Source organism: Pseudomonas sp. NPDC087346, assembly GCF_044744235.1.
Taxonomy (GTDB): domain Bacteria; phylum Pseudomonadota; class Gammaproteobacteria; order Pseudomonadales; family Pseudomonadaceae; genus Aquipseudomonas.
The window spans coordinates 6,047-15,507 of record NZ_JBIUXX010000089.1; the positions used below are offsets into that span (position 1 = coordinate 6,047).

Annotated in this window: 10 protein-coding genes and 1 pseudogene; all 11 read right to left on the reverse strand. The window is 60.2% G+C overall.

Annotation, left to right across the window (positions count from 1 at the left end; translation table 11 throughout):
- Positions 1-434: 434 nt before the first annotated feature.
- Positions 435-1,229, reverse strand: a complete 795-nt coding sequence (locus ACIOZM_RS29295; protein WP_401220570.1) for a DNA adenine methylase — start codon at positions 1,227-1,229, stop codon at positions 435-437.
- Between the two features lie 150 nt (positions 1,230-1,379).
- Entirely contained in the window at positions 1,380-1,922 is a 543-nt protein-coding gene (locus ACIOZM_RS29300; protein WP_401220573.1) for a lysis protein, read from the reverse strand.
- The gene (locus ACIOZM_RS29305) at positions 1,904-2,467 is read right to left on the reverse strand and encodes a glycoside hydrolase family 19 protein (protein ID WP_401220575.1); all 564 of its coding nucleotides are present in this window, start codon (positions 2,465-2,467) and stop codon (positions 1,904-1,906) included. The genes ACIOZM_RS29300 and ACIOZM_RS29305 overlap by 19 nt, the downstream gene beginning before the upstream one ends.
- A gap of 49 nt (positions 2,468-2,516) precedes the next feature.
- A complete protein-coding gene (locus tag ACIOZM_RS29310; protein WP_401220578.1) occupies positions 2,517-3,566 on the reverse strand; it encodes a phage late control D family protein in 1,050 nt (349 codons plus the stop codon).
- A gap of 97 nt (positions 3,567-3,663) precedes the next feature.
- Positions 3,664-3,870, reverse strand: a complete 207-nt coding sequence (locus tag ACIOZM_RS29315; RefSeq protein WP_064596196.1) for a tail protein X — start codon at positions 3,868-3,870, stop codon at positions 3,664-3,666.
- A complete protein-coding gene (locus ACIOZM_RS29320) occupies positions 3,845-4,690 on the reverse strand; it encodes a phage tail protein (RefSeq protein ID WP_401220581.1) in 846 nt (281 codons plus the stop codon). The genes ACIOZM_RS29315 and ACIOZM_RS29320 overlap by 26 nt, the downstream gene beginning before the upstream one ends.
- A gap of 9 nt (positions 4,691-4,699) precedes the next feature.
- Positions 4,700-7,543 carry a phage tail tape measure protein gene (locus ACIOZM_RS29325; RefSeq protein ID WP_401220584.1) on the reverse strand — a complete coding sequence of 948 codons (2,844 nt, stop codon included), beginning with the start codon at positions 7,541-7,543 and terminating at the stop codon, positions 4,700-4,702.
- Positions 7,544-7,693: 150 nt separating this feature from the next.
- Complete coding sequence (locus ACIOZM_RS29330) at positions 7,694-7,978, reverse strand: phage tail assembly protein (RefSeq protein ID WP_401220590.1); 285 nt, start codon at positions 7,976-7,978, stop codon at positions 7,694-7,696.
- A 24-nt stretch (positions 7,979-8,002) separates the two neighbouring features.
- A pseudogene (locus tag ACIOZM_RS29335) lies at positions 8,003-8,293 on the reverse strand (phage tail assembly protein); the annotation flags it as partial.
- 12 nt (positions 8,294-8,305) lie between these two features.
- On the reverse strand, positions 8,306-8,809 hold the full coding sequence (locus ACIOZM_RS29340; RefSeq protein ID WP_142579941.1) for a phage major tail tube protein: 504 nt from the start codon (positions 8,807-8,809) through the stop codon (positions 8,306-8,308).
- A gap of 13 nt (positions 8,810-8,822) precedes the next feature.
- The coding region (locus tag ACIOZM_RS29345; protein WP_401220587.1) for a phage tail sheath family protein at positions 8,823-9,461 on the reverse strand (639 nt) is incomplete at its 5' end.

The window sequence follows — 9,461 nt, forward strand, 5'->3', positions numbered from 1 at the left end:
CTATCTCAGGTTTCCTACGCATTTCCCGAAGCGTTACGCATAACAATAATGATTATGCGATCCCCGCCGGCGCCAACAACGCCTCGGCCCATTCCAATAATCGCTAATAGATTGATTTATATCGCATTTTCTACAGCCAATCTCAAACAGGAGAAATAATGGTTCGCGGCCCCTTTACGCCCTAAACAAAAAACGCATTGAATTTCACTAAAACATCAACTCAAAGCTTGACGCACACTCCAAGTAACAACTAACTTAGATACAGCACCACTCGACGTCCACGAACACCGCGCAACTCGGCACGGCATGATTCTTTGCGAGATTGAAAAATGAATATAGTTTTTCTTTTGACGACAATATTTGAACTCCTTATCAAAATCACCGAACTTTTACAGCTCTGGGGGACAGGCTGCCCGGGAATTACACCTTGGTAGTCAAAACAGCCCCCCCAACGATTCTGGCGACCAGTTCATGATCACCAACTCACCGCTCACTTCGGCTTTGCCTTGCCGCTGGTTGGTATTGGAGTAACGGATGTCCAACATTTCAAAATGGAAGCCCTCGAACACACGACGGATGTCCGGGTGGTCGTTAATGCTGACCATCACCTTGCCCTTGCAGCGGCGCATGAAGTCGGCCATCTGTTCGTAGTTCTCAAACGGAAAGTCCACGCCGTAACCGGCGGTCTGCCAGTAAGGCGGATCCATGTAGTGAAAAGTGTGGGCACGGTCGTAGCGCTCTGCACATTCAAGCCAAGGGAGGTTTTCGACGTAGGTGCCGGACAGGCGCTGCCACGCAGCCGAGAGGTTTTCCTCGATCCGCAGTAGGTTGATGGCCGGGGCAGTCGTCGCCGTCCCGAAAGTCTGACCCGAGACCTTGCCGGCGAAGGCATGGTGCTGCAGGTAGAAGAAACGGGCGGCGCGCTGGATGTCGGTGAGGGTTTCGGGGCGGGTCATTTTCTGCCATTCGAACACCTGCCGCGAGCTGAGCGCCCATTTGAATTGGCGCACAAACTCTTCGAGGTGGTTTTGCACGACGCGGTAAAGCGTGACCAGATCGCCGTTGATGTCGTTGAGAACTTCGACGGGCGATGGCTGGGGCTTCATGAAGTAGAGCGCGGCACCGCCGGCAAAGACTTCGACGTAGCATTCGTGTGGCGGAAAAAGCGGGATGAGGCGGTCGGCCAGGCGGCGTTTGCCGCCCATCCAAGGGATGATGGGTGTAGACATAAATAGCAAGACCTTTACTGTATGGATAAACAGGTGCTAGGCTCGCCGCGCTTTGTGCACGGAGCAAGAGCCTTGGCTGGACTTGCAGGGACCATCTGCAGGGACGGCGGCTGATCCGGATGTTGACGCATCCGGCTCAGCCGCTCTTTTTCACTTCGGTGTTGAGACTTCTTTGGCGTATGCCTGACAGGCCGCGAGGGCAATCAGCCCCCGGTCGCCGTCATCGGTGACGCCGATAATTCGTTGAGCATGCGCTGGGTCAAGTTCGGCTCTTGTGGGACCATGAACCACGCCGCCGGTGGCGGTGGCGGCTGACACCGATCCGTTGCCGGCGCCGGTGGTGGCGTCGAGTAGGACTGACAAGCGCAGATCAGCAGTGGCAAGGCGGTCGCGCAGGCGACCTTGATCACGTTGGACATCGCTCAAGGCTCGGTAATGGGTACGTTCACTGGTTGCCAAGCGCTGCTCGAGCGCGAGGCGTTTATCCTGTTCGGCACGCTGCTGAGCGACCGAAGCAAGGGTTATCTGATTGAGCGTTTCGGTGTGGAGTCGGGCCTGCTCTGCGAGATGTTTGCCGTAGCGCCAATCCTGTAATTGCCAGGCGATGGCGGCGGAAGCACCGGCTAAAACGGCCAGCAGCACACCTTTGGCCACCAGTCGATACGGCGTCGGGATCAGTTCGCCGAGACGCATAGCACCGCCCTCGCCCGCCCCCACAACTCCAGCCGATCCTGTAGGCCGTTGAGGCCACCGTTGATCCTGCGGGTGATCGTGTTGAACTCGTTTTGATCTGCCAGTGCGTTCAGCCCATTCACGGACCAGAACCACGCGGCCGATTCAGCGGCCCACTGCGGCAGCTCCAGTAGCTCAGGGGTGCGCAGCAATCGCTCGTCGCCGAACAGCGCCAAGCTGCAGCGCAGATAATTGTCGTGACCGGTGACCTGGATCAGACCGCGACCGCGATAGCGCTGGCCATCACCATCCACAGCCGGGGTGTTGCCCAGTTTCGCAGCCAGGTTGCCAGTGTCGTATTTGCTCAGGTATTGATCGCCGCCCAGTTCCCGGACGTACTGCAGCTGGCCCGACTCATGGCCGACTTGCGCCAGAAACGCGGCTTGGCGTTTCGGCGTGTTGATCTGCCGATGGGCCATGGCTGCGTTGAGGGCGGATACAAAAACGCCCGCTTGGCGGCGGGCGTTGGGCATGATGCTTTGCAGCTGTTGTTCAGTGATGGACATACAAACTCCAGACGTAAAAAAACCGCACTCAGGCGGCGATGGGATGCGGCTACTGCTTCTCGATGTTCACCACCTTGAGTGGTGGTTTCGGCCCTTTCTTTTTCTTGCCCTTGGATTTACCTGCTTTGCCGGCATTGCATTCGACCGTGGTGGACCAGCCAGACTGGGTGAACACCTGCTCGACCGAATCCCCCAGGTATTCGCCATCAAGCCCGACCTTGAACCCCTGAGCGATGATGGGACGCTCGGCGAAGATGTCCGTTCGGCCGGGCATCTCAAGCCGAACATCGGCGGTCGAGCGGTTGAACGCTGACAGACGGGCCTTGGCCGCCGCTTCAGCAGCGGTCTTGTTTGGGTAGATATGGCGGTCGGTATGCACTGCCGGCAGGCCATCCGGAGCGTCATCATTGTCGATGGTGACCACCGCGAGCTTGCCGTTCTTCTTGTCCTGATGCTTGGTCGCGACCGCCTTGTGTGAGTTGCGATCACCGAGACTGAATTGCCAACGGCTGAGGTCGCGTCGAGTCAGGGTAATGGCGCCGAACGTCTTACCGCTGGCTGTCTGGCCACCCTGACGCGGCATCACCAACAGCTTGCTGTCGGCGACCTTGGCTGTACAGTCGTATTGCTTGGCCAGCCGGGTGATGAAATTAAAATCGGACTCGTTGAGCTGGTCGACCCGGGCGACCTTGGTCGATACCGGACACACCGGCGTCCAGCCATTGCGCGCGGCAACGTCAGCCACGATCTTCGACAGCGGCACGTCTTCCCAGCTTCCGCTACGGATGGTCTTGCCACTGCCCCGCATGTCGCTGGCCTTGCCCTTGATCACGATGGTATCGGGTGGGCCTGACACCTCGACCGTGTCCACGGTATAGCTGCCCATGCGCGCCAAGGTCGTTTCGGCATACCCCAGGTAGATCTCGATTGAGCTGCCACGCCGTGGCAATTGCACTTGCCCATCACGGTCGTCGATACGCAACTCAAACTCGTCGGACTCCATGCCCGGCTTGTCAGAGGTACGCAGCAACAACAGCCGATCATTGATCTTGGCCGTGACATCGGCACCATCGGCGACGATTCGAAACATCGGAGTCATGGATTTTTTCCAATAAAAAACCCGCACAAGGCGGGTCAAAAAACAAAGTGTCGTTACGGGTAGCGCGGCGCCGCGCCGGCGACGGCATCGGCCAGAATCAATCCCATAAGCTGACGCCCTCACTGGTCGGACTCGGCAGATCCGGCAGGACGATAATCACACCTGACCGGAACGGCTGAGGCTCATCGGCCAGCCCCTGATTGGCATCGAGCACTGCCTCGACGCTGCCATTCAGATGGCCGTAAACGTTGTTGCAAATGACATCGAGCATGTCGCCATCAGACGTCCTGCATGTCGTCGCCATAGCGCTCAAACTCCAAAGTGAAGTCCTGTTTGCGAGCAATCCCGCCGTGCAGCAGAGCGGACTGTTCTTCGTTGATGTTTTTCAGGCACCACGTTCCGATCACTTCGCCATACCCCGTGGTCAGGGTCAGCGGTTGCAGCCTGGCCCCGATTGAGCGCAGGGTGTCGAGCTGCTTCAATCCGCCCTTGAAGCCTGGGTAGATCGTGCCTTTGAGCGTCAACTTTTCATCCCCCATACCGACGGCCTGCTTCGCCGGCCGGCGCGTCAACCGTTCCTGCGAAGCCCAGCGGAATTCGGTCGAACGGCTCAGCTCATCAAACGCCGCCGTGTCCAGGTTGAAGTAGTACGGCTCAATCTTCGGGTCGCGCGGCTGAATGATCATCAAGTGTGGGAACGGCTTCACCGCCTCCGGCGCCGGCGTAGCCTCACCGGCAAAGGAACTGGTGGGCACGATGTTGGCCAGCGACGGACTGACCTTACCGGCGACGTTGTTGATCGCCGTGGCCGCCTTGCCCGCCTGTTCCTTCAACGTGCCCAGTCGATCCTGCACTTCGGCCGCCGCCCGGGTGGCGCGACCGTAAACGGCCACCACCTGACCGACCTTGGCCTGAGCCGCGTCGACGCCGCGCATCACCCGCTGAAGCTTGGCGCCGATGGCCGGACCAACAAACGGGATGTTTTCCAGCTCGGACGCGGCGCCGGTCAGTTCGCGGATCGCACCGTTGACCGGGGTCAGCATGCCGTCAGCACTGCGCCGCCCGGTTTCCGCTGCCTCGACCAGGTACTTCAGGCTCGATTGCATCTGCTCCATGTAAGCCATGAATCCTCCTTAGACATGGGGTTCGTCGTACAGCTTGGCGGCGTTACTCTTCGCCGCGTCCGCCATCATTCGCTGCATGTGCGGCATCAGGTCCTGCGCCAAAGCTTGCGGGTCCTTGACGTCGCCCTGCACCGTGACCGGCATGCTCAGAGAATACTGAAACTGCTGGTCCACCTTGGCCGGCACCGGCTTTTCTGGCTCCTTGGGTTGGATCGCCAGCGCCGCCGATTTGAGCGGCGCCGTCACCGCCATCGAGCGTGCGACATCACCCAACACCGGGCCTTGTTGGGCCGCTGACGTCAGCATGAGCGGCGTGGTCGGCACCGGCGTCTTTGCCGTTTGTTCGGGCTTTTCATCCTCGCCACCGAACAGCGACTTACCCAAAGATCCGCCCAGCGCCGCACCGCCCTGACTGCCGAGGTAAGCACCGATCAAGCCGCCGATGGCCGTGCCGATGATTGGCACCACCGAACCAATGGCGGCACCAGCTGCTGCACCGGCCATGGTGCCGGCGAGATTGCCCGCAGCCGCACCGTAACCCTCAGCTTTCTCGTCCTTGGTCTGGGCGTTCTCGAAAGTGTCGAACGCCATCGCACCGGCTTCCAGCAGCGAACCGCCAGGAACCCCCTTGGCGACTTTGCCGACCTTGCCGACGGCCTGCACCACCCCAGTTAGTTTGGACATCGCACCGGCCGGAACTGGTGGCACCGGTGGAATCGGCGGCCTTGGTACGGGAACGGGCGGACGAGGCACGGGAACCGGTGGACGTGGTACAGGAGCAGATGGACGCGGCACCGGTGGACGCGACGAGCCAGGGCGAGGCAGCGGCCGACGCCGCGAGGCATTGCGCCGCGAGCCGCGTCCACGTCGGCGAGTTTCGCCCGGGGCATCTGCGCCGCCGGCGCCACCCATGGCACTGGCGTTGACGACAAACACCTTTTTAACCGCGTCGCCACCGCCGCCCGCCTCGCCTTCATCATCGCCGCCCGAGGCAGCTTCCTTGGCCAGCGACACGACTTTGAGGCCGGTGGAAACCAGATCGAATTTGCCTGGCTTCTTGTCGTCGCCTTCCCTGGCGTCATCATCGCCTTCCGCCGGCGTGCCCTTGAACGCCGCCACTGCCTTGAGGCCGGTTTCAACCAGCGACAGCGCTTTACCGGCCTTGCCCTTGGGTTCGGCATCTTTACCGCCGCCTTCGCCATCCTCGGCGTTGGTCACAAAGACCTTTTGCACTTCACCTGACTTGCCTTTACCCAAGGCTCCGCGCGCCAGGTTGAGCATTCCTTTGCCCATCTTGAAAGAGCTATACAGACCGGATAGCCCAACCAATGCGGCACTGACCAATCCGATTCCCGTCACGACTCCGGGCGAGCTGTCAGACAGCGAAGTGATACCTTTAGCGACCTTGGTCAACGACTCCGCGACGACGTCTGTAACCGGCCGCAAGGCATCGCCGATGCTGCGCATGGCGTCATCCATCGACTGGGCCATTTCCGCCCATTTCTGCGATGACGACTCGCGCCGCTCGGCGAGGTTTTTGTCCAGGATCCCGGTCGCGTCACGCGAATCGTTTTTGAGCTGGCTGTACAGCGCCTTGTTCTGCATGTAGGCCGACAATGCGGCCTTGACCTGCATGTCGGCGAACAGGTCGCCGGTGCGCAAGGATTCTTCCAGCGAGGCCATCATGGCCTTGGCCTTTTCTGGATTGGCTTCCTTGCTGATTTTCGACGTCGCTTCGGCCATGGCCGCCGCGCGCTTTGGATCGGTCGCCTGAATGTATTTCTGAGCCAGCGCCATACTGGTCTCAAGCGTCGACATACCGTTTTGCAAACCGGTCTGCATCGATCCCTTGTAATCGATCCCGGCTTTTTCGTAAGCCTTGACCGTATCGGTCGAACCGATTTTGCCCATCCAGTTTTTCAGGTTGTTGGCCGCTTCGTCCGAACTGCCGGCCTGCTTCATCTGCACCTGCAACATGGCGCCCAGTTGCGTCACCGCGTCCAAGCCGGTGATGCCGTTGCTGGCCATGTTGGCCAGCAGTTCGGGAAACCACTTAGCCATGTCGGCCGCTTCAAAACTGCCCGCCTGCCCTTGGTACGCAATCGCCTCCAGCGCCTGCTGCATCTGTTTGGGGTCGGTGATCTTGGCGTTCTGCCCCAGAGCGTTGATCATCTTCGCCGTGTCGACGCCGCTGGATCCCTGCCCCACGACAAACTTGGCCGCGACAGGCGCGTATTCCAGCGCCTTGCTCAGGTCCATACCGGCGCCGACCAACTGATTGACCACGTCGGCCACATCGTTGCGCGCCATGCCGGTATCGCGTGAAGTGTCGATGATCTTGCGCGACATCTCCTGCTCTTGCGGCTTGTTGGCAATGCCGGCCTTAATCGCGATGTCTCGCACAATGGCGCCAAAATCCGCGCTGACCTTGGTCGGTACCGCCATGGCACCGACACCGACCACCGCTGCACCGACGGCGCCCTTCATGCCCTTTACGCCAGAATCAATCTGCTGATGACCCTTGGCTTTCAGCTCGGCCTTGTTGGCCGTCTGCCCCATCGAGCGATAGGCTTTTTCCAGCCGGCCGACCTCGATCCCCTGCTTTTTCAAGCTGTCGAGGTTCGAGTTTAAACGGTTGAGTAATTTGGACGCGCCGGCAGCGCCGGTGTCGTGAGCCTTTTTCCATTCTTCGCGCAGGCGGATGGTGTCGCCAATCGTGCGCTGCAGCACCCGCGCTTTGTTGCCTTCTGCCTCGAGGCGCTTGATGCGCCCGGTCACGTCCTTGAACGCGGCGCCGACCGTGGAACTGACGGCACCGCCGATCACCAGCCCGAGGGCGAGTTTGTTTGCCATGTCATGGCCCTCATGTGCCCAGCACTACCGGTGGCGGCTCAATCCGTGAGCCACCACACCATATCCGCGAACGGCATCGACTGGATCTCAGCAGCGGAAAATCCGGTTTCCGCCGCCAGACGTTTCGCCGCCGACTTGATAACGCTGGGGTTAAAGCCCGTCGTCGTTGTCCATGCGAAAATAGCCGGCCTGCAAGCGGTTAAAATCCACCAGCTTCAGCCCCTCCAGATCCGCCACAGGCGCAGCGGACAACGCGGCAAACAACACCAGCTCGCGCTGCTCATCATCACCACCCACTTCACGGTTGGCCGCCCGCACGTCGCCCACGGTCGGCGAACGCAAAGCCAGCTTGTCGACCGTCACGCCGTTGATCTCACTCGGACACGACAGCGTTACCAGCACCTGATCGGTGGTCAGCGACAACCACGCCGGCATCGAGTCCGAATAATCGGTTTTCGGTACCAGGTGCGAATACGCCGTTTGCACGCGGCGATAATCCGTCAGCTTGAGGCCTTCCAGATCCTTCAGTCCGACTTCGGCCAGACCGGCGAACAGCATCAGTTCGCGCTGTTCATCATCGCCGTTGGCAGCACGGTCAGCCGCGCGCACTTCACGCACGGTCGGGTTGCGCAGGTTCAACGTCTCGACGTCGATGCTATTGGCTTGGCTTGGGCGGGTGAGCGTTACGACGGCACCGACTGCACTGAGCGACAGCCAGGCCGGAAGGTTTTTAGCGATTGATTGGGTCATCTGAATCTTTCCTTACAGGCCGAGCGCCTGGCGCACTTCGAGGAGTTGGTCTTTGCCGTCGATCACTTGAATGCCGGCGACCATGTCGATCTCGTACATCAGGCGCCCGTCGATTTCGAGCTTGTAGTACGTGACCGCAACGGCGTGTTTGATCTCGGCAGCATCACCGGCTTTCCAGTCACCCAGATCGACCTCTTTGAGGCGACCGCGCAGGGTGGCGACGACTGCCGTTACCGCGCCCTTGTGACCTTTGAAGGCACCACGGAACGTGGCGTTGAACGCCGTGCCGTCAGCCAGGCCGAAGTACTTCAGCGACTCGCGGCGCACGCCCTTGGTGACAAACGAGGCTTCCATTTTCTCAAGCCCCTGATCCATCTCGATGGGGCCGGCCATGCCGCCGCCACGATATTCGTCAGTCTTGGTGGTCAGCTTGGGCAGCGTCAGGCTGGGCACGTCGCCGGAGAAGTTCACGCCGTCGACGAACAGGTTGGTGTTGTACAAAGTCTGAGGAATCATTTGCTACGCCCCCTTAGGCTGCTTCAAGCACTTCGGTCATCCACTGATCGGTGACTTCGAAAAGGAAATTCGGGTTTTCTGCCGGCGGCACGTCGGTGAAACGGATGCGCCAATACACCTTGCCCTGGGCGATCTGGCTGGCCGTGTTCAGTTCGGTGTCGGGGAACACTTCAAAGTTGATGATCGCGCCCTGGGCTTTGAGGTCGGCCATGAATGCGTTCAGACCGTTGGTGACATCGGTCACGTAGGTCTTGGTGATCGAGCGGTCGACCGCCCATTTGTGTCCCGCCTGCACCGCGTCCATGAGGATGAAGAGCGTGCGAACGCGGGTAACGAATGCCCACTTCGGATCGCTCGACAGCGTGCGGTTGCCCCACAGGCGGTAACCGTCGTCACGAATGATCGTGGTGATATTGGCGTTGTTGAGCAGGTTGGCCCGGCAGGTCTCGTCGCCGTCCAGGTACTCGACCGCGCGACCGGTACCGGTGATGCCGGTCAACTCCTTGTTCGACGGCGAAGCCCAGAAACCGTATTCAGCATCCGTCCAGGCAAACAGACCCGCCGCCCAAGCCGAACCGGGTGCGTCGACGGTCTTGCTGGTGATGGTGTCCCAATACTTGACGCCCGGGTCGACCATGAACAGGTTGCGACT